This is a genomic window from Micromonospora sp. I033 (assembly GCF_053890995.1).
The window spans coordinates 1-21,448 of record NZ_JBSSLX010000031.1 but is presented as its reverse complement, the minus strand read 5'-3'; the positions used below and the strand labels follow the sequence as shown (position 1 = coordinate 21,448).

Below are 21,448 nucleotides of genomic sequence, written 5' to 3'. Positions count from 1 at the left end.
CGGTGGCTCCCACCCCGGGACCGGGCGGGAGCCACCGCCGGCTCAGGCCAGGTGGCCGCCGATCTTCGTGTAGCCGCGCAGCAGGTCGCGGGAGATGATCAGCCGCTGCATCTCGTCGGTGCCCTCGAAGATCCGGTACAGCCGGACCTGCCGGTACCAGCGCTCGATCGGCAGCTCGCGGGTGTAGCCCATGCCGCCGTGGATCTGGAGCACCCGGTCGACCACCCGGTTGACCATGCCGGCGCCGTAGAGCTTGCCCATCGAGGAGGCGTGCCGCGGGTCCAGGCCCTGGTCGACCGTCCACGCCGACCTGAGCACCAGCCAGCGGGCCGCCTCCAGCTCGGTCTCCGAGTCGGCGATCATCCACTGGATCGCCTGGTTGGTGCCGATCTTCGCGCCGAAGGTCTCCCGGGTGTTGGCGTGGTCGATCGCCATCTGCAGGGCCCGCTCCGCGATGCCGATGGCGTGCGAGGGGATGGTGTAGCGGCCCTTGCCGATCCACTCCATGCCCAGCGTGAAGCCCTGGCCGATCTCCCCGAGGATGTTGCGGTGCGGCACGCGGACGCCGTCGAAGATCAGCGACGCCGGCCCGCCCTCGCCCATGGTCTGGATGAACTCCGACCGCCAGCCCATCGCCCGGTCCACCAGGAAGGCCGTCGCGCCGCCGTTGCGGGCGCCGCGCTCCGGGTCGGTCACCGCCACCACGATGGCGAAGTCGGCGTCGTTGCCGTTGGTGATGAACGTCTTCTCGCCGTCGAGGACCCAGTCGTCGCCGTCGCGGCGGGCGCGCAGCTTGATGTTCGCGGCGTCCGAGCCGGCGCCCGGCTCGGTGATCGCGAAGCAGGAGATCCGTTCCCCCTCGATGGTGGGCAGGAGGAACTCGCGCTTCTGCTCCTCGGTGGCGTGGAACAGGATGTTGTCCGCCTCGCCGCCGAAGCGGAACGGCACGAAGGAGCGGCCCAGCTCGGTCCAGATGAGCGACTGGAGCACCGCGGGGAGGTCCATCCCGCCGTACTCCTCGGGGGTGGCCAGGCCCCAGAAGCCGAACTTCTTCGCCTTGAGCTGCAACTCGCGCAGCTCGGAGCGGTCCAGGCCGGGCTGGTGGGCGCGCTCGCGGCGCAGCACCTCCTGCTCCAGCGGCATCACCTCGCGGGTGACGAAGGCGCGCACGGTGTCCCGGACGGCCCGTTCCTCGTCGGACAGTGCGAAGTCCACGATGCTCCCTCGGTCGGCGTGGCGGTGGACCGCCGCGAGCCGCGGCGGTCGCTCTTAAACTAGCGGTGTAAGTTTTCATCCGTCCAGACCCCTCGTCCGACCGTCGCGGTGAGGCTCCGCGGCCGTGCCCCGGTTAGGGTGCGTGAGCAGGTGTTCCGACGGGGGAGGCGGCGTGGCGGGATTCGAACGGCGAGGGGCGCGCGGCGGAGGCCACGGCCCGGCGCGGGTGGCCTGAGGTGCCCCGTCCCCGCCAGGCCCTGCTCAACCGCGACCGGATCGTCGAGACCGCGCTCGCGCTGATCGACGCCGACGGTCTCGGCGCGCTCTCCACGCGCCGGCTCGCCGCCGCCCTCGGCGTGCAGGGTCCCTCGCTCTACAACCACTTCGCCACCAAGGACGAGATCCTCGACGCGGTGGCGGACAGCGTCACCGCGACCGTCGACGTCAGCGTCTTCCACCGCCACGACTGGGTCGAGGCGCTGCGCCGCTGGGCCCGGTCCTACCGGGACGCGCTGGCCGCGCACCCGAACATCGTCCCCTACCTGGCCCAGGGGCCGGGCCGCCGCCCGGCCGCGCTGGCCATGGCCGACGCCGTCTACGGCGCCCTGGTCCGGGCCGGCTGGCCGCCGGCCCGGGCCACCCACATCGGCGCCGCGATGCGCTACTTCGTGGCCGGCTCGGCGCTCGGCTCGTTCGCCCGCGGCTTCGTCGAGGACCCGGAGTTGTACGCGGCCCACCCGCACCTCAACCAGGCCCACCGGCTCCGTGGTCACCAGCGCAGCGTCGACGAGGGCGCGTTCGCCCTCGGCCTGGACGCGTTGCTGCACGGCCTCGCGGCCGAGTACGCCCGGACGGTCACCCCTCTGGAACCGGCCGCCGGTCCGGAGTAGCGTCAAAACTTCCAGCGCTAGTTTCCGCCCGGGAAGGACGACATGGATCTCGCCGACGCGCCCCCCGCCCTGCTGGTCCGCCGCCATCTGCACGTCGCCGGGGACTGGGTCGACCCGGCGGACGGCGGGACGATCCCGGTCGAGAACCCGGCCACCGGTGAGATCGTCGGCCAGGTCCCCGCCGGCACCGCGGCCGACGTGGACCGGGCCGTCGCCGCCGCCCGGGCCGCCTTCCCCGGCTGGGCCGCCACCGCCCCCGCCGAGCGGGCCGCCCACCTCGACCGGCTGCACGCCGCGCTCGCCGTCCGGGCCGACGACATCGCCCGCACCGTGGCCCTCGAACTGGGCACCCCGCTCAAGCTGGCCACCCGGGTGCAGGCCGGCCTGCCGCTCACCGTGCTGCGCACCATGGTCGACCTGGCCGCCCGCCCGCCGGCCGAGCGGACCGTCGGCAACTCCCTCGTCGTGCGCGAGCCGGTGGGCGTGGTCGGCGCGATCACCCCGTGGAACTACCCGCTGCACCAGGTGGTCGCCAAGGTGGCCCCGGCCCTCGCCGCCGGCTGCACGGTGGTGCTCAAACCCAGCGAGCTGACCCCGCTCACCGCGTACCTGCTCTTCGACGCGGTCACCGAGGCCGGGCTGCCGCCCGGAGTGGTCAACCTGGTGCCCGGCACCGGGCCGGTGGTCGGCGAGGCCCTCGCCGCGCACCCCGACGTCGACCTCGTCTCGTTCACCGGCTCCACCGCCACCGGCCGGCGGATCGCCCACCTGGCCGCCGACCGGATCGCCCGGGTCGCCCTGGAACTCGGCGGCAAGTCCGCCAACCTCGTCCTCGCCGACGCCGACCTGCCCACCGCCGTCAAGGTCGGGGTCGGCAACGCGCTGCTCAACTCGGGCCAGACCTGCACCGCCTGGACCCGGATGCTGGTCCACCGGGACCGCTACGCCGAGGCGCTGGACCTGATCGCGGCGGCCGTCGCCGGATACCGGCTCGGCGACCCGTTCGACCCGGCCACCCGGCTCGGCCCGCTGGTCTCCGCCGCCCAGGCCGAGCGGGTCCGCGGGCACGTCGACCGGGCCCTCGCCGACGGCGCCCGGCTGGTCGCCGGCGGCCCGGACGCGCCGCTGCCGCCGCGCGGGCACTTCGTCGCCCCCACGGTCCTCGCCGACGTGCACCCGGACAGCGCCCTCGCCCAGGAGGAGGTCTTCGGCCCGGTGCTCGCGGTCATCCCGTTCGCCGACACCGACGAGGCGGTCGCCATCGCCAACAACTCCCGCTACGGGCTGGCCGGCGCGGTCTGGTCCACCGACGAGGAGGCGGCGCTGGCCGTGGCCCGGCGGCTGCGCACCGGCCAGGTGGACGTCAACGGCGGCGCGTTCAACCCGCTCGCCCCGTTCGGCGGCTACAAGCAGTCCGGCCTCGGCCGCGAACTGGGCGACCACGGCGTCGAGGAGTTCACCGAGCTGAAGGCGATCCAGCGGTGAGGGCGCTCGTGGTCCGCGGCCGGGGCGCCACCCCGGCCGTCGAGGAGGTACGCCTGCCCGACCCCGGCCCCGGTGAGCTGCGGGTCCGGATCCGGGCCGCCGGCATCTGCCACTCCGACCTGGCCATGGTGGACGGCACCGTGGCGCCCACGTATCCGCTGGTGCTGGGGCACGAGGCGACCGGTGTGGTGGCCGAGGCCGGCCCCGGCACCCGGCTCGCCGTCGGCACGCCGGTGGTGCTCAACTGGGCCCCCGCCTGCCGCGCCTGCTGGCACTGCCGGCACGGCGAGCCCTGGCTCTGCGCCGCCAACACCGGGGCCTCGGTCGCCCGGGGCCAGACCGCCGACGGCGGCCCGCTCCAGGTCACCCTGGGCCTCGGCGCGCTCGCCGAGGAGGTGGTGGTGCCCGAGCGGGCCGCCATCGAGGTTCCGGCCGGCCTGCCGCCGGAGCAGGCCGCGCTGCTCGGCTGCGCTGTGCTCACCGGCACCGGCGCGGTCCGCAACACCGCCCGGGTCGCCGCCGGCGAGTCGGTCGCGGTGATCGGCCTCGGCGGGGTGGGCCTCGCCGTGCTCACCGCCGCCCGGCGGGCCGGCGCGGACCCGATCCTCGCCGTCGACGTGGCCGAGGCGAAACGGGACCTCGCCCTCGCCGCCGGGGCCACCGACTTCCTCCGCTCCGACGACACCCTCGCCAAGGAGGTCCGGGCCCGCACCGAGGGGCGGGGCGTCGACCACGCCTTCGAGTGCGTCGGCCGGTCCGTCACCATCCGGGCCGCCTGGCGCTGCACCCGGCGCGGGGGAGCGGTCACCGTGGTCGGCATGGGCGCCAAGGACGACCTGCTCAGCCTGTCGGCGCTGGACATCTTCCACTCGGCCCGTACGCTGCGGTCCTCGGTCTACGGCTCCTCCGACCCCGACCGGGAGGTGCCGGAGCTGGCCGCGGCGCTCGCCGACGGCAGCCTGGACCTGGCGCCGCTGGTCAGCGGCACCGTGCCGCTGGCGGAGGCGCCCGCGGCGCTGGACCGGCTGGCCCGGGGCGAGGGCGCCCGCTGGGTGGTCACCTTCCCGGACTGACGCCCGGGTCGGGCCGGCCCTCGATCAGCGCGGCGAAGCCGTCGAGCAGCCGGCGCAGGCCGAAGTCGAAGACGCTCTCCAGGTCCACGTCGACGCCGCCGGCGGTCAGGGCGTCCATGGTGGCCAGCCCGCCGCCGGCCATCACCTGCTGGAAGGTGGCCTGCTGCCGGTCCACCCACTGGTCGTGGGTGAGGCCGGTGTCCTGCACCGCCTGCGCGCCCATCTCCAGGTTCGTGGCGATGCCCTTCACGTAGGCCATGAGGGTGATCGCGACGTGCCACCGCACCTGCCGGTCCAGGCCCAGCCCGGCGGTGGCCCGCAGCGCGCGGTCGGTGTGCGCCATGCCGTGCGGCAGCGGCTGGGGCCGGGCGATCGAGATGACGTGCGGCGCCCAGCGGTGCCGCCGGTAGACGGCCCACTGCGCCCGGGCCAGCAGGTCCAGCCGGGCGCGCCAGCCGGCCGGCTCGGCGGCCGGCAACGGGGCGTCGGCCAGCACCGCGTCGGCCATCGCCAGGATCAGCTCATCCCGGCCGCGCACGTGCCGGTAGAGCGACATGGTGGCCACGCCCAGCTCGGCGGCGATCTGCCGCATGGACACCGCGGCCAGGCCGCCCTCGTCGGCAAGCGCCACCGCGGTGCGCAGCACCCGCTCCCGGCTCAGCTCGGGCTCCGCCCGCCCCGACTCCCGCCGTGGCTCGGCGACGACGGTGCCGGCGCCGGGACGGGCCAGCACCAGGCCCTCGGCGCGGAGCAGGGCGAGCACCCGGGTCGCGGTGGCGATGGCCACCCCGTGCTCACGGGTGAGCTGCCGGGCCGAGGGCACCCGATCGCCCGGCCGCAGCTCGCCCAGCTCGATGCGGCGGCGGATCTCCGCGGCGATCCGCCGGTACGGCGGCTCCTGACCCTGACCACGCGGCGACATGGCGGCAGCGTACTAGTACACCCGCTCTGCGGGACCCTCCGGAACGGGCAGCGTACTAGGTCACCGGCAGCGCTCGGAGCACGCCGGACCTTAGCGTCCCTCCAGCACCGGATGGACGGTGTACGCGCGAACTCGGGAGACCATCATGAACGACAGGACCGTGCTCATCTCCGGCGCCGGCGTGGCCGGCCCCGCCCTCGCCTTCTGGCTGCGCCGGCACGGCTTCGCCGTGACCGTGGTGGAACGCGCCCCCGGGCTGCGCCCCGGCGGGCAGGCGGTCGACGTGCGGGGGACCGCCCGGGAGGTGGTCGACCGGATGGGGCTGACCGCCCGGGTCCGGGCCGAGACCGTCCGGGAGCAGGGCATGGCGTACGTCGACGAGCGGGGCGGGACGCGGGCCCGGCTGCCGGTGCACGCGTTCGGCGGGGAGGGCATCGTCGCCGACATCGAGATCGAGCGCGGCGACCTGGCCCGGCTGCTGTACGAGGCCACCCGGGACGACGTGGAGTACGTCTTCGACGACTCGATCGAGACGCTGACCGAGACCGCGGACGGGGTGCGGCTCACCTTCGAACGGTCCGCTCCGCGCACCGTCGACCTGGTGGTCGGCGCGGACGGCTCGCACTCCCGCACCCGGGCGCTCGCGTTCGGCCCCGAGTCGGCGTACGTCCGGCCGCTCGGCGCGTACCTGGCCTACTTCGCCACCCCCTACCGCGACGAGACCGGCTGGTTCCTGCTGCACAACGCGCCCGGCGGCCGGGTGGTCGGCACCCGCCCGACCCGGGACGGCCGGACCGCCGCGTTCTTCAGCTTCCGCTCCCCGGAACTCGGCGTGGACCGGCGGGACCGGGCCGCCCAGCAGCGGCTGCTCGCGGAGCGCTTCGCCGACGTCGGCTGGCGCGCCGCCGAGCTGCTGGCCGCCGCCCCGGAGGCCGGCGACTTCTACTTCGACCGGTACGGCCAGGTGCGGATGGAACGGTGGAGCGCCGGGCGGGTGGCGCTGCTCGGCGACGCCGCCTGGTGCCCGTCCCCGCTCACCGGGCAGGGCACCAGTCTCGCCCTGGTCGGCGCGTACCTGCTGGCCGGCGAGCTGGCCGCGGCCCGGGGCGACCACGCGGTGGCCTACCGCCGCTACGAGGAGCTGCTGCGGCCGCACGTCACCCGGGGTCAGGAGCTGCCGGGCGGGGGCATCGCCGGCTTCCTGCCGGCCAGTCGGACCGCGATCCGGATGCGCGACGCGTCCATGCGGGCCATGACCTCCCGCCCGCTGCGCGGGCTGGCCACCCGGCTCTTCTTCAGCAAGGCCGACGGGCTCGACCTGCCGGAGTACGCGACCGCCCGGTGACGGTGCCGCGCCACATGTCGACGCCCGCCGATCCGTCTGGTTGCCCGTGTACGGGCCCGCCCCCTATGGCGGGCGGGCCCGTGCCATCCGGGCCGAATGTGTGGGGGATCGACATGGCTCGACTCTGCCGGCGCGCCGTAGGTTTCCTGCACGCGTCGGCCCTGTGACCCCGGTCACCGACCTGGCCGACGCGGGATGAGGACCTGCGGAGGGTGAGGCGATGGCCGGGCAAGCGATCCTGTCGGCCCGTGGGCTGACCCGGGACTTCCGGGGCTTCCGGGCGGTCGACGGGGTCGACCTCGACGTGGCGCCGGAGACCGTGCACGCCCTGGTGGGGCCGAACGGCGCGGGCAAGACCACCCTGTTCAACCTGCTCACCGGGTTCCTGCCGCCCAGCGCCGGCCGGATCGAGCTGGCCGGCCGGGACGTCACCGGCCTGCCCCCGGAACGGGTCGCCCGCCTCGGCGTGGCCCGCTCCTTCCAGATCACCAGCCTCTTCCCGCAGCTGGGCGCGCGGGAGCACGTCGAGCTGGCCCTCCAGTCCTCCAGCGGGCTGGGCTGGCGGTTCTGGCGCTCGGCGAAGCTGATGCGCCGCTACCGCGACCGGGCCGACGAGCTGCTCGCCATGGTCGGCCTCGCCGAGCTGGCCGAGGCCCCGGCCGAGGCGCTCGCCTACGGGCGCAAGCGCGCCCTGGAGCTGGCCATCGCGCTCGCCCTGGACCCGAAGGTGCTGCTGCTCGACGAGCCCACCGCCGGGATGGGGCTGGAGGACGTGGACCGCACCGTCGACCTGATCGCCCGGGTCCGGGAGGGCCGGACCGTGGTCATGGTCGAACACAACATGAGCGTGGTGGGCCGGCTCGCCGACACGGTCACCGTCCTCCAGGCCGGCAAGGTCCTGGTCGAGGGGCCGTACGAGCAGGTCCGCACCGACGAGCGGGTCATCACCGCCTACCTGGGAGCCGCCGATGCTGCGCATTGAGAACCTCTCCGCCTGGTACGGCGAGGCCCAGGTGCTGCGGGAGGTGAGCCTGGAGGTGGCCGCCGGCGAGGTGGTCACCCTGGTCGGGCGCAACGGCGCCGGCAAGTCCACCCTGCTGCGCTCCGTCATGGGGCTGCACCCGGGCCAGCGCGGCACGGTCAGCCTCGACGACCGGGACATCACGAAGCTGCCGGCGTACAAGCGGGCGCGGCTGGGGCTCGGCTGGGTCCCCGACGACCGGGGCGCGTACGCGACCCTGACCGTGACCGAGAACCTGACCCTGCCGCCCCGGGTCGGCCCCGATCCCTGGCCGCTGGAGCGCGTGTACGAGGCGTTTCCCGCCCTCTACAGCCGGCGGGACTCGGCGGCCACCATGCTGTCCGGCGGCGAGCAGCAGATGCTCGCCCTGGCCCGGGTGCTGCGAATGGGCGCCCGGCTGCTGCTCTGCGACGAGCCCACCGAGGGCCTGTCCCCACTGCTCGTGCAGCAGGTCGGCGACCTGCTGCGGGAGGCCAAGAAGCACGGCGTGACCGTGCTGCTGGTCGAGCAGAACCTGCACTTCGCCACCGGCGTCGCCGACCGGCACTACCTGCTGGCCGAGGGACGGATCGCGGAGGCGATGGAGAACTCCGAGGTGCGCTCGCGGGAGCGCGAGCTGCTGGCGTACCTCGGCATCTGACAACGACGGCTGACCCGCGCGGACCGCGCGGTACGGAAGGATTCGACATGCGCAGGAGCGTGGGTGTGGTCGCCGCCTCGGCGGCGGCGGTGCTGGTCGCCGGCTGCGGCGGCGGTGGCCCGCAGTCCGGCGGCGACCAGAAGCTGACCGGCGACAAGATCGTGCTGGGCGTCCTCAACGACCAGTCCGGGGCCTACTCGGAGCTGTCCGGGCGGAACTCGGTCAAGGCCGTGGAGATGGCCATCGCCGACTTCAAGGCCAAGTACGGCGACAAGGCCGTCACCAAGAACATCAGCGTGGAGACCGCCGACCACCAGAACAAGCCGGACGTGGCCAACAGCAAGGCCCAGGAGATGTACGACCGCAAGGGCGTCGACGCGATCCTGGACGTGCCGACCTCGTCGGCCGCGCTCAAGGTCGCCGACGTGGCCAAGGAGAAGAAGAAGCTCTACTTCAACATCACCGCGGCCACCACCGACCTGACCGGCAAGAGCTGCAACAAGTACACGTTCCACTACGCGTACGACACCTACATGCTGGCCCACGGCACCGGCACGGTGACCACCCAGCAGGTCGGCAAGAACTGGTACATCCTCTACCCGAACTACGCCTTCGGGCAGGACATGGAGAAGAGCTTCTCCGCCGCCATCACGGCCGCCGGCGGCCAGGTGGTCGGCAAGGACGGCGCGCCGTTCCCGAACACCAGCGGCGACTACTCCTCGTTCCTGCTCAAGGCCCCGACGCTGAACCCGAAGCCGCAGGTGCTGGGCACCATGCAGGCCGGCGCCGAGCTGGTCAACGTGGTCAAGCAGTACAACGAGTTCAAGCTGCGGGACAAGGGCGTCGGGCTGGCCGTGGGCCTCATGTTCATCACCGACATCCACTCGCTCACCCCGGCCGCGCTCGCCGGCACCACCTACACCGACGCCTGGTACTGGAACTTCGACCAGCAGAACCGGGAGTGGGCCGACAAGTTCCAGAAGGAGACCGGCACCCGGCCGTCCTTCGCCCACGCGGCCAACTACTCCGCGGCCATGCAGTACCTGGAGGCCGTGCAGGCCGCCGGCACCGACGACGCGGACACCGTGATCAAGGGCCTGGAGGGCAAGGAGGTCAACGACCTCTTCCTGCGCAACGGCAAGATCCGCGCGGAGGACCACCGGGTCGTCCACGACGCGTACCTGGCCCAGGTGAAGCCGCAGGCCGAGGTGGGCGAGCCGTGGGACTACGTGAAGATCCTCAAGACCATCCCGGCGGCCGAGGCGTTCCGGGCCCCGTCGGCCGACTGCAAGATGTGACGCCGAGCTGATGTCAGGTTTCCTGCAGAACACGTTCAACGGGCTGGTGGGCGGGGCGTTCTACGCCCTGCTCGCCCTCGGGCTCGCGGTCATCTTCGGCATGCTCCGGGTGGTGAACTTCGCCCACGGCGCCTTCTACATGCTCGGCGCCTTCGGGGCGTACGTGCTGCTCGCCGAGGCGGGCGTGCCGTTCTGGGCCGCGTTGGTGATCATGCCGCTGGCGCTGGGCCTGCTCGGCATGGTGCTGGAGCGGGCGGTGATCCACCGGCTGACCCGGCTCGACCCGCTCTACAACTTCCTGCTCACCTTCGGCCTCACGCTGATCCTGCAGGACCTGGTGAAGTCCCGGTACGGCGTGCAGTCCAGCCCGTACGCCACCCCGGCCGGGCTGACCGGCTCGGTCGACTTCGGACTGTTCGACTTCCCCACCTACCGGGTCTTCATCCTCGGCTTCACCGTGCTGCTCTGCGCCGTGGTGTGGTGGGTGCTCGGCCGGACCCGGGTCGGCATGGTGGTCCGGGCCGCCACCGAGCGCCCCGAGCTGACCCGGGCCTTCGGCATCGACGTGGGGAAGTGGGTCACCCCGGTGTTCGGCTTCGGCATCGCCCTGGCCGGGCTGGCCGGGGTGCTCGCCGCCCCGATGCGGGCGGTGAACCCGCTGATGGGCGCCGACCTGATCATCGTGGTCTTCGCGGTCGTGGTGATCGGCGGGCTCGGCTCGATCTTCGGGTCGGTCGCGGCCGGTTTCGGCATCGGCCTGATCCAGGCCTGGGGCGAGGCGTACCTGTCGGACTTCCCGATCGTGTCGCAGACCGTCGTGTTCGTGGTGATGGCCGCGGTGCTGCTCTGGCGGCCGGCCGGCCTGTTCGGCCGTGAGGAGGCACCGACATGACAAGCGCCGTCGACACCCCCGCCGAGGAGTCGGCCCGGCCCGCCCCGCCGTCCGGGCTGCTCACCGTCGCCCGGGCGCCCGGCTGGGTCCGGTACGCGTTGCTCGCCGCCGGCCTGATCGCGGCGCTCTGGCTGCCGAACGGGCTCTACCCGGCGGTGGCCGTGGACATCCTCTGCTGGGCGCTGTTCGCCGTCTCGGTGGACCTGCTGCTCGGCTTCACCGGCCTGATGTCCTTCGGACACGCGGCGTTCTGGGGCACCTCGGCGTACGTGACCGGGCTGGTCGCGATCCACGCCGGCCTGCCCTTCCCGGCGGCCGTGCTGGCCGGCGCCCTGGCCGCGGCGCTGCTCGCGATCCCGATCGGCTATCTCGCGGTCAAGCGCACCGGCATCTACTTCGCCATGGTCACCCTGGCCTTCGCGCAGATGGTCTACTACGTGGCCAACGAGTGGCGCTCGGTCACCCAGGGCGAGAACGGCCTGCAGGGCGTGCCCCGGGAGTTCTTCGGGGCCGATCTCTCCGACGACTACTACTTCTACTACGCGATCCTGCCGATCGTGCTGCTCGGCCTGTTCGCCGCCTGGCGGATCGTGCACTCGCCGTTCGGCCGGGTGCTGGTCGGCATCCGGGACAACCCGGCCCGGGCTCGGGCGCTCGGCTACCCGGTGCACCGCTACAAGCTGACCGCGTTCGTCCTCTCCGGCTTCCTGGCCGGGCTGGGCGGCGGGCTCTTCGCGGTCGGCCACCGGTTCGTCTCGCTGGACGTGCTGCACTGGACCACCTCCGGCAAGGCGGTCATCGTGGTGGTGCTCGGCGGCATCGGCACCCTCTGGGGCGGCGTGCTCGGGGCGGCCCTGGTGGTCCGCCTGGAGGACTGGCTGTCGTTCTCCGGCTTCGAGGCCATCGGCCTGGTCACCGGCGGCATCTTCGTCCTCGTCGTGCTGCTGTTCCGGCGGGGCATCTGGGGCACCGTCGCCCACCTGGCCCGGCGCCGGGGAGCCGCCCGCCGCGGCTGACTTCCCCGGCGCCGCATCCGGACCGCGCCGTCCCGACGAACCCCCGGGTAGTGGAGTGCTACCCGGGGGTACGTCTGGTGCAGACCCAACCGATGGCGGTCGAGGCCGTCGAGCCGGCCCGCAAGCGGCTCTCCGCCGCCGCCGAGGACCTGGACGACCAGCGGGTCGCGGCGCTGGTGCGGGACCTGGCCGCCGAGGTCGGTGTGGTGGCGGCCTGGGAGCAGGTCTGCCTGCCGCTGCTGTCCACGCCGCGCGGCCACGGCGCGGCCGGGATCGCCGTCGAGCACGCCCTCGCCGAGGGGATCCGGGGCGGTCTGGACGGCTTCGGCCGTGAGCCGGGCCGGCCGCTGCCCGCCGGGGGCGTGCTGCTCGCCGGCGCCGAGCAGGAGACGCACTGCCTCGGGCTGCACGCGCTCGCCGCGTCGCTGCGGGAGCGGGGCCGGGGCTGCCTGCACCTCGGACCGGCGCTGCCCTGGACCGCGCTGGCGGCCGCCGTGGTGCGGGTCCGCCCGCGGGTCGTGGTCGTCTGGTCGCAGAGCCCGCTGACCGGCCGCGCGTACCGCCTGGCCCGCTTCCGGCGGGCCTTCCCGGGGGTACGCGTGTACGCCGCCGGGCCGGGCTGGATCGAGCCCGTCCCGCCCTTCGCCGCCCGGCTGACCTCGCTCGCCGAGGCGACCGCCGCCTGCCTGGCCTGAGGGGTGACCTGGCGCACAAACGATACGAACCGGTTCCGTATCGAAACTCTCTCACCTACGCTCGTCAGCGTTACGAGTCTGTCCCGTATCGTATTTGACGCGGGTGAGTCGGGGGGAGAACCCGAGTGGAACCGCACGAGAACACCGGACACCCGAGGAGGTGGGCGATCCTGGGGGTGCTGGTGATCAGCCTCCTCGTGGTCGTCCTCGACAACACGATCCTCAACGTCGCCCTCCGCACCCTCGCCGACCCGGTGCACGGCCTCGGGGCCAGCCAGGGCGAGCTGGAGTGGGCGATCAACTCCTACACGCTGGTCTTCGCCGGGCTGCTGTTCACCTTCGGCGTCCTCGGCGACCGCTTCGGCCGCAAGCGCTTCCTGATGGTGGGACTGGCCCTGTTCGGGCTGGCCTCGCTGCTCTCCGCGTACGCCCAGGACCCGGGCCAGCTGATCGCCACCCGCGCGCTGATGGGCGTCGGCGGCGCGGCGATCATGCCGGTCACCCTGTCGATCATCTCCAACGTCTTCGACCCCCGGGAACGGGCCAAGGCGATCGGCGTCTGGGCCGGCGCGGTCGGCCTCGCCGTGGCCATCGGCCCCGTGCTCGGCGGCGCCCTGCTGGAGCACTACTGGTGGGGCTCGGTCTTCCTGATCAACGTGCCCGTGGTGGTGCTCGGCGTGGTGCTGGTCGCCGCCCTCGTCCCGGAGTCCCGCGACCCCCGGCCGGGCCGGGTGGACCTGCTCGGCGTGCTGCTCTCGGTGGTCGGGCTGGTCGCCCTCACCTACGGCATCATCGACGGCGGCGAGCACGGCTTCGACCGGCCCCGCGTCTGGCTGGCGATCGTCGGTGGGCTCGCGGTGCTCGGCTGGTTCGTCTCCCACGAGCTGCGCAGCGACCACCCGTCGCTGGACGTCCGGCTGTTCCGGGTGCCCCGGTTCGCCGCCCCGGTGGCGCTGGTCGGCCTGGTCTTCTTCGCCGCGATGGGCGTGATGTTCTTCGGCGCGTTCTACCTTCAGCTGGTCCGCGGCTACAGCCCGCTGGAGAGCGGCCTGCTCTTCCTGCCCTTCGCGGCCGCCCAGCTGATCTTCGCGCCGCGCAGCGCCGCCATGGTCCGCCGCTACGGGGGCCGGGCGGTCGCCGCGGTCGGGCTGCTGCTCACCGCCGCCGCGCTCGGCGCGTTCGTGTTCATCGACGCCGACACCCCGATCTGGATCTTCTCGGCGCTGGGCTTCGTGCAGGGCGCCGGGATGGCGAACATCATGCCGCCGGCCACCGAGTCGATCATGTCGGCGCTGCCCCGGGAGAAGGCCGGCGTGGGCTCGGCCGTCAGCAACACCGTCCGCCAGGTGGCCGGCGCCCTCGGCGTGGCGGTGCTCGGCTCGGTGCTCTCCGCGGTCTACCGCAACGACGTGGCCCCGGCCCTGTCCGGCCTGCCCGCCCCGGTCCGCGACGCGGCCCAGGAGTCGATCTCCGGGGCGTACGCCGTCGCCGGCCGGCTCGGTGCCGGCGCGCCCCGGCTCATCGACGCGGCGAACGGCTCGTTCGTCTCGGCGATGCACTGGGCCGCCGGGGTCTCCGCCCTGGTGGCGCTGCTCGGCATGGTCATCGTGCTGCGCTGGATGCCGGGCCGCCCGCTGATCGAGACCGATCCCCGGCCGGCCACCGAGCCGGAGTTGGCCGGGACCGCGTAGCGTCGGCGACAATGTCTGACATGACTTCCACGGCTGATGCTCCGCGGTCGCCCGGGCGACCGCGGAGCGTCCGCGCGGACGAGGCGATCGTGGAGGCCACCCTCGACCTGCTCGCCGAGGGCAGCACCATCGAGGCGCTCTCCATCGAGGCGATCGCCGCCCGCGCCGGGGTGGGCAAGGCCACCATCTACCGCCGCTGGTCCGGCAAGGACGCGTTGCTGATGGACGCGCTGCGCCGGCTCAAGGGGGTGCCGCCGCAGCCCGCCGGGCACTCCGTCCGCGACGACCTGGTGCTGCTGGTCGGCGCGGTCGGCCACAACGTCGACCCGCGGGCCGCCAGGATCATGCCCTGCCTGGTGCCCGAGGTGAACCGCAGCCCGGACCACTTCCAGCTCTACCAGAACATCATCGAGCCGCGGCGGAAGCTGATGCGTGAGGTGCTGCGCCGCGGGGTGGACACCGGCGAGCTCCGCGCCGACCTCGACATCGAGCTGGCCATGGCGCTGCTCACCGGCCCGATGCTGATCCAGCGGGTGCTGCGCTGGCACCCCGAGCTGGACGACCGGATCCTCCCCGAGCGGATCGTGGACAGCGTCCTCGAAGGCCTCCGCGCCCGCTGACCCGCCGGGCCGGCTCAGCCCGGCGGGGTGCGCAGGCGGTGCAGGCGCAGGGCGAGCTGCACCTCCAGGGCGCGCTCCGGCTTCTGCCAGTCCGCGCCGAGCAGCTGCCCGACCCGTTCCAGCCGCTGGGTCACCGTGTTGACGTGCACGTGCAGCAGCTCCGCCGCCCGGGCCAGGCTGCCGCCCACCCCGAAGTACGCCTCCAACGTCTTCACCAGCGCGGTGCCCCGCCGGGCGTCGTAGTCGACCACCGGCCCCACCGTGGCGGTGAGGAAACGGGTCACGTCCCGGTCACCCGAGTCCCCGACCGCGCCCAGCAGCAGCCCCACGAAGCCCAGCTCGGCGGTGCTCGCCCCCTGCCCGGCCCGGCCCAGCGCGCCCAGCGCGGTGAGGCACCGCTCCGCCTCGGCGAAGGTCGTGGCCAGCGAGACCGGGCCGGTCGACGGCCCGCTCGCCCCGGCGGTCACCGGCCGGCCGGTCACCCGGGACAGGTCCCGGGCCACCGCCCGGGCCGCGCCGCCCGCGTCCTGACCGGGCAGCATCAGCACCACCCGCCCGTCGCGCGCCGCGGCCAGCCCGCCCCGCGTCGAGGCGTACGTGGTGGCCCACGAGAGCACCCGCTGCCGGGCCGAGCCGGTGGCGGCGATCGCGTCGTCGCCGACCGCCACCAGCACGTGCGGGGCGTCCAGGTCCACGCCGAGCCGGCGGGCGCGGCTGCGCAGCGCGTCGGTGTCGCGCAGCGGCCGGGCGATCAGGTCGTCCAGCAGCTCGCCCCGGACCCGACCCTCCGCCTCGGCCACGGTCCGGCGGAACAGCAGCAGCAGCGCGGTGACCAGCGCGGCCCGCTCCAGGATCCGCTGGTCGGCGTCGACCAGCTCGCCGTCCGGGCGCAGCACCAGCGCGCCCAGGTTCTCCGCGCCGGCCACCACTGCGGCGTACCAGAGCGGACCCCGGCGGACGCTGCGCCCCTCGGTCCGGGACGCGGCCACCGCCTCGACGATGTCCGCCCGGTCCGGCTCCTCGATCTCGCCCACCCGGGCCAGGCGCCGCCCCTCGGCGTCCAGCGCCAGCAGCGCCCCGCCGAGCACCTCGGTGACCGCCGCCGCCACGTCCCCCATCCCACCGCCGCGCACCACCAGCGCGGTCATCCGGTCGTGGGCGGCGGCCGCCCGCTCCACCGAGCTGCTGTGCGCCCGGATCGTGCTGTTCGCCGCCGACAGCTCCGCCAGCGCCGACCGGGTCTCGGCCAGCAGCCGGGCCGTGTCGATCGCCACCGCGGCGTGCGCGGCCAGCGACACCAGCAGCGACACCTCCTCCCGGGCGAACGGCCGCGCCGACCGGTTGGCCGCGTACAGCACGCCGATCACGCTCGACCCCAGCCTGAGCGGGACGCCCAGGATGGCCACCAGGCCCTCCTCGCCCACGCCGCCGTCGATCTCCCCGGTGTGCTTGAAGCGGTCGTCCTCCTGGTAGTTCGAGGTGACGTACGGCGTGCCGGTCTGCGCCACCAGGCCACCCAGGCCGTCGCCCATCTCCAGCCGCAGCCGCTGGAACCGCGCCGAGATCGAGCCGTCGGTGACCCGCATGTAGGTGTCACCGCGCTCGTCGTCGTTCAGCGTCATGTAGGCCACGTCGGTGCCCAGCAGGATCCGCGCCCGGTGCACGATCGCGCGCAGCACGTCGTCCAGGTCGCGCAGCCCGGCCAGGTCGCTGGCCGTGTCGTACAGGCCGGAGAGCTCGGTCTCCCGGCGGCGCCGCCGCTCCAGCAGCGCGCGGACCCGCAGCGCCACCACCTTCGCCTGCTCCAGCTCGGCGAGGCGTTCGGCGGGCAGGCCCGCGGCGCGGGCGGCGACCAGCGGGCCCTCGAACTCGACCGCGGCGGCCTCGCGCGCCAGCAGCTCCAGGAACTCGACCGGCGACGACATGACCGACATTGTGCGCGAGGCCACTAGTTGGCCGTCCAGCCCCCGTCGAGGGCGATCGACGCGCCGGTGATGAACGCGGCGGGCGGCGAGCACAGGTAGGCCACCAGCTCCGCCACCTCCTCCGGTTCGATCAGACGCTTGATCGCCGCCCGGGCCAGCATGATCTTCTCCACCACCTCGTCCGCGCCGATGCCGTGCGTGGCGGCCTGGTCGGCGATCTGGCTCTCCACCAGTGCGGTCCGCACGTACGCCGGGTTGATGCAGTTGGCGGTCACCCCGTGCGCGGCGCCCTCCAGCGCCACCACCTTCGACAGCCCCTCCAGGGCGTGCTTCGCCGAGACGTACGCCGCCTTGAACGGCGAGGCGCGCAGCCCGTGCACCGAGGAGATGTTGACGATCCGGCCCCAGCCGTTCGCGTACATCCGCGGCAGCGCCCGGCGGATCAGCAGGAACGGCGCCTCCACCATCACCCGCTGGATGTACTCGAAGCGCTCGACGGGGAAGTCCTGCACCGGCGCGACGTGCTGGAGGCCGGCGTTGTTGACGACGATGTCCACGTCGACGTCGAGCCGGTCCACCGCCTCCGGGTCGGCCAGGTCCACGCCCTCCGCCCGGCCGCCCGCCTCCGCGGCCACCGCCTTGGCCGCCTCCACGTTGCGGTCGACCACGAGCACCGCCGCGCCGGCCGCCGCCAGGCGCAGGGCGCAGGCCCGTCCGATGCCGCTGCCACCACCGGTCACCAGCGCAGCGCGACCGGAGAGGTCGACGTGCACGACGTGGGGGACCGCCACGGGTTCTGCCGTCATGGCGCAAGAAGTTACGAGCTGTGTGGCCGGCGGCACATGGGGCGGCGACACATACTCGACCGCTTCAGTGTGTGGCGCGGGCCGCCGCGGGCGGGCCGGGCCGCCGTCCGGTGTCAGGGGGCCGTGCGAGGGTGGCGCGGGTCGGTCCGGCGGATCGGGAGGCGCACATGGCGGGCGGGGAGTCGGGCGGGGCGACGTCCTTCGAGGCGACGCTGCTGCGGTGGTCGGGCGCCGGCGGCTGGGTGTTCGCCCCGGTCCCGCCGGAGCACGCGCCCGACGCGGCCGGCCCGTTCGGCCGGGTGCCGGTGACCGCCACCGTCGACGGGCGCACCTGGTCGACGAGCGTCTGGCGGGACCGGCGGGCCGGCTGGCTGCTGCCCGTCCCGGCCCGGATCCGGGCCGGGAAGGACGACGGCGACCGGGTCACCGTCGCCGTCGAGGTCGACCCGACGCGGCGGTGACCGGACCGGCGGGCGTGTCCCGCCCGGCGGCCGTCCGACCGCACCAGTAGGGTGTCGAACACCCGTACTGCTGGCGGCTGGGGGAGGAGGCGGCGTGCGCGTGCTGGGCGTCGACCCGGGGTTGACCCGGTGCGGGGTCGGCGTGGTCGAGGGCGTGCCGGGCCGCCCCTGCACCCTGGTCGCCTACTACGTGGTCTACACCGACCCCGGCGACGAGCTGCCGCTGCGCCTGCTGCACCTGGACCGCTCGCTCACCGACCTGGTCGCCGAGCACCGGCCCGACGCCGTGGCCGTCGAGCGGGTGTTCAGCCAGCACAACGTCCGCACCGTGATGGGCACCGCCCAGGCCAGCGGGATCGCGGTGCTCGCCGGGGCGCGGGCCGGGCTGCCGGTGCAGACCTACACCCCGAGCGAGGTGAAGGCGGCGGTGACCGGTTCCGGTCAGGCCGACAAGGCGCAGATGACCGCCATGGTCACCCGGCTGCTGCGGCTGCCCGAGCCGCCCCGCCCGGCCGACGCCGCCGACGCCCTGGCGCTGGCCATCTGCCACGTCTGGCGCGGCGGCACCCGGTCCAAGCTGGCCGCCGCGGCCGAGCGGGCACGACGAGGAGGAACGCGATGATCGCCAGCGTGCGCGGCACGGTGACCGCGACCGGTCCGGACCACGCCGTGGTGGAGGTGGGCGGCGTCGGCCTGGCCGTGCAGTGCGCCCCCGGCACCCTGGCCGAGCTGCGGGTCGGCCAGCCCGCCCGGCTGGCCACCAGCCTGGTGGTCCGGGAGGACTCGCTCACCCTCTACGGCTTCGCCGACGACGACGCCAAGCAGCTCTTCGAGCTGCTCCAGACCGCCAGCGGGGTGGGCCCGCGGCTGGCCCAGGCGGTGCTCGCCGTGCACACCCCGGACGCGGTCCGCAAGGCCATCGCCAACGCCGACACCGCCGCGCTGACCCGGGTGCCCGGCATCGGCAAGAAGGGCGCCGAACGGCTCGTCCTCGAACTGCGCGACCGGATCGGCCCGGTGCCGGTCGGCGTCGACGGCGCGGCCGGGGTGACCGCCGGCGCTTGGCCGGAGCAGGTCCGCCAGGCCCTGGTCGGGCTCGGCTGGACGGCGGCCCAGGCCGAGCAGGCGGTGGCCGCGGTGGCGGAGACCGTCGACGGGGAGACCCCGCCCGTGCCGGTCCTGCTCAAGCAGGCCATCCGCCTCCTGGGCCGCACCCGATGAGCAACGAGAACCTGGTCTCGGCGTACGTCAGCGACGCGGAACGGGACGCGGAGGCCAGCGTCCGGCCGAAGCGGCTGGAGGAGTTCATCGCCCAGCACCGGGTCCGCGACCAGCTCGACCTGCTGCTCAAGGGCGCGATGCGGCGCGGCTCCCCGCCCGACCACATCCTGTTGTCCGGGCCGCCTGGGCTCGGTAAGACCACCCTGGCCAACATCGTGGCCGCCGAGCTGGGCTCGGGGATCCGGGTGACCAGCGGGCCGGCGATCGAGCGCTCCGGCGACCTGGCCGCCATCCTGACCAGCCTCGCCGAGGGCGACGTGCTCTTCATCGACGAGATCCACCGGATCGCCAAGCCGGCCGAGGAGCTGCTCTACAGCGCCATGGAGGACTTCCGGGTCGACGTGGTGGTCGGCAAGGGGCCGGGGGCGACCGCCATCCCGCTCGACGTCGAGCCGTTCACCCTGGTCGGCGCGACCACCCGCTCCGGCCTGCTCACCGGGCCGATGCGGGACCGGTTCGGCTTCGTGGCGCACCTCGACTTCTACGCCCCGGCCGACCTGGAGGCGCTGCTGCACCGGTCCGCCCGGATCCTCGGCGTGCCGATCACCGAGGAGGGGGCGGCGGAGATCGCCGGCCGGTCCCGGGGCACCCCCCGGATCGCCAACCGGCTGCTGCGCCGGGTCCGCGACTTCGCCGAGGTCCGCGCCGAGGGGGTGGTCAACCTGGAAACCGCCCGGGCCGCCCTGACCGTGTACGACGTCGACGCGCTCGGCCTGGACCGGCTGGACCGGGCGGTGCTCACCGCGCTGGTCGACTCCTTCCGGGGCGGCCCGGTCGGGCTCTCCACCCTCGCCGTGGCGGTGGGGGAGCAGCCGGACACGGTCGAGGAGGTGTGTGAGCCCTTCCTGGTCCGGGCCGGGCTGCTGGCGCGGACGCCGCGCGGCCGGGTCGCCACCGCGGCCGCCTGGCACCATCTGGGGCGTACACCGCCGAATGGTACATTTGGGGTGGATGCCCCTCCGGTGCCCGATCTGTTCTCGGCGCAGACCGATCAGGCGTGATCCGAACGTGATCTGTGCCGCATTCGGTGTTCTCAGGTGGAGGGATTAGACTTCGCCGCGGTCTGTACAGGACGTGAGAATCCGCCTCCGCTCCGGCACCCCCTCAGGGGTGGGAGCAGAGGCCAATGGGAAGGTCGACAACCGTGCAAAACCTTGCAGCGGGTGGCGGAGGGGCCGGCGGCCTGACGCCGATCCTCATGATCGCTCTGCTCTTCGGCGTCATGTACTTCATGATGATCCGCCCCCAGCAGAAGCGTCGCCGTGAGGCCGAGCAGATGCAGTCCGCGCTCGCCCCGGGCGACGAGGTGGTCACCATCGGCGGGCTCTACGGCACGGTCACCGGGGTCGAGGACGAGACCGTCCTGATCGAGGTCGCCCCGGGCGTGCAGACCCGGTACGCGCGTCCGGCGATCGCCCGGGTGGTCAAGCGGACCGAGGCCCCGGAGGCCGAGACGATCACCGAGGAAGCCGAGCCGGTCAAGGAGTGACCACCGGCCCCGGACGGGGCAGCGGATTCACTCACACAAGTGGATAGTTGGGTCGGCGTCCGACGCCGGCACGCGGGGAACCCCGCGCGACGCCGCCGCGTCGTGCGCCGGGGAGGCGTGCCATCCGGCGGCGCCGACCCGCCGGAGCAGTCGGGCGGACACCCCCGGCCCGACAATCTCGCCGCTGTCGGAGCGGCGCGACCGTACAGGGAGACAGGACAGCCGTGGCACCACCTCAGGGACAGATGCGCCCCGGACGGCAGCTCGCCGTCCTCGGGTTCATCTTCGTCGTCCTCTATCTTTTGGTGTTCTTCTCGGGCGGCGCCAGCGGTGGCTGGAAGGACCGGCTGGAGCCCCGGCTCGGCCTGGACCTCATCGGCGGCACCCGGCTGACGCTCGAGGCCACCAACACCGTGGACGGCAAGCCCCCGACCTCCGCCAACCTGGAGGAGGCGCGCCAGATCATCGAGAACCGGGTCAACGCCTACGGCGTGGCCGAGGCCGAGGTGGTCACCGAGGGCAACCGGAACATCGTCATCTCCCTGCCCGGCCAGAACCGGGACCTGACGAACGTCGGTGAGGCCGCCGAGCTGCGCTTCCGCAAGGTGCTCAAGGCCACCGACGGCAGCGGCGACCCCCCGGCCGTCGGCGCCCGAGACCACCTTCCGCACGGGCCCACCGGC

The 21,448-nt window shown here is 74.0% G+C and carries 21 protein-coding genes and 1 pseudogene; 18 read left to right on the top strand and 4 right to left on the bottom strand.

The features are described 5' to 3' along the window. Nucleotides 1-42 precede the first annotated feature (42 nt). Nucleotides 43-1,215 carry an acyl-CoA dehydrogenase family protein gene (locus tag ACW0Q9_RS08245; RefSeq protein ID WP_456179446.1) on the bottom strand — a complete coding sequence of 391 codons (1,173 nt, stop codon included), beginning with the start codon at nucleotides 1,213-1,215 and terminating at the stop codon, nucleotides 43-45. Between the two features lie 236 nt (nucleotides 1,216-1,451). Between ACW0Q9_RS08245 and ACW0Q9_RS08240 the strand changes: the two genes are divergently transcribed. The 3 genes from ACW0Q9_RS08240 to ACW0Q9_RS08230 are packed head-to-tail and all read left to right on the top strand — an operon-like array spanning nucleotide 1,452 to nucleotide 4,663. Then, nucleotides 1,452-2,105 (top strand): TetR/AcrR family transcriptional regulator, encoded by a 654-nt coding sequence (locus tag ACW0Q9_RS08240; RefSeq protein WP_456179445.1) that lies wholly within the window; start codon nucleotides 1,452-1,454, stop codon nucleotides 2,103-2,105. Nucleotides 2,106-2,147: 42 nt separating this feature from the next. After that, nucleotides 2,148-3,590 (top strand): aldehyde dehydrogenase family protein, encoded by a 1,443-nt coding sequence (locus ACW0Q9_RS08235; RefSeq protein ID WP_456179444.1) that lies wholly within the window; start codon nucleotides 2,148-2,150, stop codon nucleotides 3,588-3,590. Next, nucleotides 3,587-4,663, top strand: a complete 1,077-nt coding sequence (locus ACW0Q9_RS08230; RefSeq protein ID WP_456179443.1) for an alcohol dehydrogenase catalytic domain-containing protein — start codon at nucleotides 3,587-3,589, stop codon at nucleotides 4,661-4,663. The genes ACW0Q9_RS08235 and ACW0Q9_RS08230 overlap by 4 nt, the downstream gene beginning before the upstream one ends. Here ACW0Q9_RS08230 and ACW0Q9_RS08225 read toward each other — a convergent pair. Then, complete coding sequence (locus ACW0Q9_RS08225) at nucleotides 4,647-5,585, bottom strand: GntR family transcriptional regulator (protein WP_456179442.1); 939 nt, start codon at nucleotides 5,583-5,585, stop codon at nucleotides 4,647-4,649. The genes ACW0Q9_RS08230 and ACW0Q9_RS08225 overlap by 17 nt on opposite strands. A 145-nt stretch (nucleotides 5,586-5,730) precedes the next feature. On the opposite strand from ACW0Q9_RS08225, the gene ACW0Q9_RS08220 reads away from it, so the two are divergent. The 9 genes from ACW0Q9_RS08220 (at nucleotide 5,731) to ACW0Q9_RS08180 (ending at nucleotide 14,803) form a co-directional block, all read left to right on the top strand. Next, entirely contained in the window at nucleotides 5,731-6,930 is a 1,200-nt protein-coding gene (locus ACW0Q9_RS08220; RefSeq protein WP_456179441.1) for an FAD-dependent monooxygenase, read from the top strand. 220 nt (nucleotides 6,931-7,150) lie between these two features. After that, nucleotides 7,151-7,912: an ABC transporter ATP-binding protein gene (locus ACW0Q9_RS08215; RefSeq protein WP_456179440.1), complete on the top strand. Its 762-nt coding sequence runs from the start codon at nucleotides 7,151-7,153 to the stop codon at nucleotides 7,910-7,912. Continuing rightward, nucleotides 7,899-8,591 (top strand): ABC transporter ATP-binding protein, encoded by a 693-nt coding sequence (locus tag ACW0Q9_RS08210; protein ID WP_456179438.1) that lies wholly within the window; start codon nucleotides 7,899-7,901, stop codon nucleotides 8,589-8,591. The genes ACW0Q9_RS08215 and ACW0Q9_RS08210 overlap by 14 nt, the downstream gene beginning before the upstream one ends. Before the next feature lie 47 nt (nucleotides 8,592-8,638). Then, nucleotides 8,639-9,889, top strand: coding sequence for an ABC transporter substrate-binding protein (locus tag ACW0Q9_RS08205; protein WP_456179437.1), 1,251 nt, complete (start codon nucleotides 8,639-8,641; stop codon nucleotides 9,887-9,889). A 10-nt stretch (nucleotides 9,890-9,899) separates the two neighbouring features. Continuing rightward, a complete protein-coding gene (locus ACW0Q9_RS08200) occupies nucleotides 9,900-10,781 on the top strand; it encodes a branched-chain amino acid ABC transporter permease (RefSeq protein ID WP_456179435.1) in 882 nt (293 codons plus the stop codon). Further along, a complete protein-coding gene (locus ACW0Q9_RS08195; RefSeq protein WP_456179433.1) occupies nucleotides 10,778-11,797 on the top strand; it encodes a branched-chain amino acid ABC transporter permease in 1,020 nt (339 codons plus the stop codon). Before ACW0Q9_RS08200 ends, ACW0Q9_RS08195 begins: the two co-directional genes overlap by 4 nt. 77 nt (nucleotides 11,798-11,874) lie before the next feature. Continuing rightward, entirely contained in the window at nucleotides 11,875-12,492 is a 618-nt protein-coding gene (locus tag ACW0Q9_RS08190; RefSeq protein ID WP_456179431.1) for a transcriptional regulator, read from the top strand. Between the two features lie 125 nt (nucleotides 12,493-12,617). Continuing rightward, the gene (locus ACW0Q9_RS08185) at nucleotides 12,618-14,183 is read left to right on the top strand and encodes an MFS transporter (protein ID WP_456179429.1); all 1,566 of its coding nucleotides are present in this window, start codon (nucleotides 12,618-12,620) and stop codon (nucleotides 14,181-14,183) included. An 11-nt stretch (nucleotides 14,184-14,194) separates the two neighbouring features. Beyond that, the gene (locus ACW0Q9_RS08180) at nucleotides 14,195-14,803 is read left to right on the top strand and encodes a TetR/AcrR family transcriptional regulator (protein WP_456179428.1); all 609 of its coding nucleotides are present in this window, start codon (nucleotides 14,195-14,197) and stop codon (nucleotides 14,801-14,803) included. 14 nt (nucleotides 14,804-14,817) lie between these two features. Here ACW0Q9_RS08180 and ACW0Q9_RS08175 read toward each other — a convergent pair whose 3' ends face one another. Together ACW0Q9_RS08175 and ACW0Q9_RS08170 are read right to left on the bottom strand one after the other, a co-directional pair. Further along, complete coding sequence (locus ACW0Q9_RS08175; RefSeq protein WP_456179426.1) at nucleotides 14,818-16,737, bottom strand: helix-turn-helix domain-containing protein; 1,920 nt, start codon at nucleotides 16,735-16,737, stop codon at nucleotides 14,818-14,820. A 14-nt stretch (nucleotides 16,738-16,751) separates the two neighbouring features. Beyond that, a complete protein-coding gene (locus ACW0Q9_RS08170) occupies nucleotides 16,752-17,534 on the bottom strand; it encodes a 3-hydroxybutyrate dehydrogenase (protein ID WP_456179424.1) in 783 nt (260 codons plus the stop codon). Nucleotides 17,535-17,701: 167 nt separating this feature from the next. Here ACW0Q9_RS08170 and ACW0Q9_RS08165 point away from each other — a divergent pair, with 167 nt between their 5' ends. From ACW0Q9_RS08165 to ACW0Q9_RS08140, 6 genes and pseudogenes are all read left to right on the top strand, one after another. After that, nucleotides 17,702-17,995 carry a DUF1905 domain-containing protein gene (locus ACW0Q9_RS08165; RefSeq protein WP_456179422.1) on the top strand — a complete coding sequence of 98 codons (294 nt, stop codon included), beginning with the start codon at nucleotides 17,702-17,704 and terminating at the stop codon, nucleotides 17,993-17,995. A gap of 94 nt (nucleotides 17,996-18,089) precedes the next feature. Continuing rightward, nucleotides 18,090-18,617 carry a crossover junction endodeoxyribonuclease RuvC gene (gene ruvC / locus ACW0Q9_RS08160; RefSeq protein ID WP_109945500.1) on the top strand — a complete coding sequence of 176 codons (528 nt, stop codon included), beginning with the start codon at nucleotides 18,090-18,092 and terminating at the stop codon, nucleotides 18,615-18,617. Then, entirely contained in the window at nucleotides 18,614-19,216 is a 603-nt protein-coding gene (ruvA, locus tag ACW0Q9_RS08155) for a Holliday junction branch migration protein RuvA (protein ID WP_456179420.1), read from the top strand. The genes ruvC and ruvA overlap by 4 nt, the downstream gene beginning before the upstream one ends. Further along, nucleotides 19,213-20,277 carry a Holliday junction branch migration DNA helicase RuvB gene (gene ruvB / locus ACW0Q9_RS08150; protein WP_456179418.1) on the top strand — a complete coding sequence of 355 codons (1,065 nt, stop codon included), beginning with the start codon at nucleotides 19,213-19,215 and terminating at the stop codon, nucleotides 20,275-20,277. Before ruvA ends, ruvB begins: the two co-directional genes overlap by 4 nt. Before the next feature lie 197 nt (nucleotides 20,278-20,474). After that, complete coding sequence (gene yajC / locus ACW0Q9_RS08145; protein WP_456179416.1) at nucleotides 20,475-20,765, top strand: preprotein translocase subunit YajC; 291 nt, start codon at nucleotides 20,475-20,477, stop codon at nucleotides 20,763-20,765. Between the two features lie 224 nt (nucleotides 20,766-20,989). Continuing rightward, nucleotides 20,990-21,448, top strand: a pseudogene (locus tag ACW0Q9_RS08140) (protein translocase subunit SecD); the annotation flags it as partial.

Coding starts and splice junctions, on each gene's coding strand:
- ACW0Q9_RS08235 (WP_456179444.1), top strand. CDS start 2,148: ATGGATCTCGCCGACGCGCCCCCCGCCCTGCTGGTCCGCCGCCATCTG.
- ACW0Q9_RS08225 (WP_456179442.1), bottom strand. CDS start 5,585: ATGTCGCCGCGTGGTCAGGGTCAGGAGCCGCCGTACCGGCGGATCGCC.
- ACW0Q9_RS08220 (WP_456179441.1), top strand. CDS start 5,731: ATGAACGACAGGACCGTGCTCATCTCCGGCGCCGGCGTGGCCGGCCCC.
- ACW0Q9_RS08215 (WP_456179440.1), top strand. CDS start 7,151: ATGGCCGGGCAAGCGATCCTGTCGGCCCGTGGGCTGACCCGGGACTTC.
- ACW0Q9_RS08210 (WP_456179438.1), top strand. CDS start 7,899: ATGCTGCGCATTGAGAACCTCTCCGCCTGGTACGGCGAGGCCCAGGTG.
- ACW0Q9_RS08205 (WP_456179437.1), top strand. CDS start 8,639: ATGCGCAGGAGCGTGGGTGTGGTCGCCGCCTCGGCGGCGGCGGTGCTG.
- ACW0Q9_RS08200 (WP_456179435.1), top strand. CDS start 9,900: ATGTCAGGTTTCCTGCAGAACACGTTCAACGGGCTGGTGGGCGGGGCG.
- ACW0Q9_RS08195 (WP_456179433.1), top strand. CDS start 10,778: ATGACAAGCGCCGTCGACACCCCCGCCGAGGAGTCGGCCCGGCCCGCC.
- ACW0Q9_RS08180 (WP_456179428.1), top strand. CDS start 14,195: ATGTCTGACATGACTTCCACGGCTGATGCTCCGCGGTCGCCCGGGCGA.
- ACW0Q9_RS08175 (WP_456179426.1), bottom strand. CDS start 16,737: ATGTCGGTCATGTCGTCGCCGGTCGAGTTCCTGGAGCTGCTGGCGCGC.
- ACW0Q9_RS08170 (WP_456179424.1), bottom strand. CDS start 17,534: ATGACGGCAGAACCCGTGGCGGTCCCCCACGTCGTGCACGTCGACCTC.
- ACW0Q9_RS08165 (WP_456179422.1), top strand. CDS start 17,702: ATGGCGGGCGGGGAGTCGGGCGGGGCGACGTCCTTCGAGGCGACGCTG.
- ruvA (WP_456179420.1), top strand. CDS start 18,614: ATGATCGCCAGCGTGCGCGGCACGGTGACCGCGACCGGTCCGGACCAC.
- ruvB (WP_456179418.1), top strand. CDS start 19,213: ATGAGCAACGAGAACCTGGTCTCGGCGTACGTCAGCGACGCGGAACGG.
- yajC (WP_456179416.1), top strand. CDS start 20,475: ATGATCGCTCTGCTCTTCGGCGTCATGTACTTCATGATGATCCGCCCC.